Below are 524 nucleotides of genomic sequence, written 5' to 3' on the forward strand. Positions count from 1 at the left end.
ACTTGAAGTATCTGCAATCCAAATTTTTCCCTCCGGTCCAACAACTATACCATTTGGAGTTGTTAGGTCAGGTGGAAATTCATAAACACTTGTAGAATTATTCAAAGGAGTATTTTCAACATAAGCATCTTGATCAAACTTTACTAAGATACCACCTGTCTGAAAAATCCAATTAGTATACCAAATATTATTTTGAGAATCAATTGCAAAGTCACCAGTCAAAGAACCCTCAATTGGAGATGGTAAACTATAGTATTCTACTTCCTCACCAACTTGAGCAGGATCTAAAAATGTTAATTTTGCACCAGTAAAGTCATTTACTACAATTTGAGAACCCTCAACGCTTAATTTTTGAGGAAGAGAGTCTCCAGATGTTGGAAACGTCATTCTAGTATATTCTTCATCCAGAATGGAGAATTTCCAAATTGAATCGTATGCTTCTTCTGTAAACCAGATTGAGCCATCAGGAGAATAATCCATTCCCCACATCATTGAACGACCACCAGGTGGCCATGTAGGGTTTT

The 524-nt window shown here is 36.5% G+C and carries 1 pseudogene; it reads right to left on the reverse strand.

Going from position 1 to position 524, the window contains the following annotated elements:
* Window positions 1-524, reverse strand: a pseudogene (locus C6988_RS08555) (lyase); the annotation flags it as partial.

It is taken from the genome of Nitrosopumilus sp. b1, from assembly GCF_014078545.1.
In the GTDB taxonomy this organism is placed as follows: domain Archaea; phylum Thermoproteota; class Nitrososphaeria; order Nitrososphaerales; family Nitrosopumilaceae; genus PXYB01.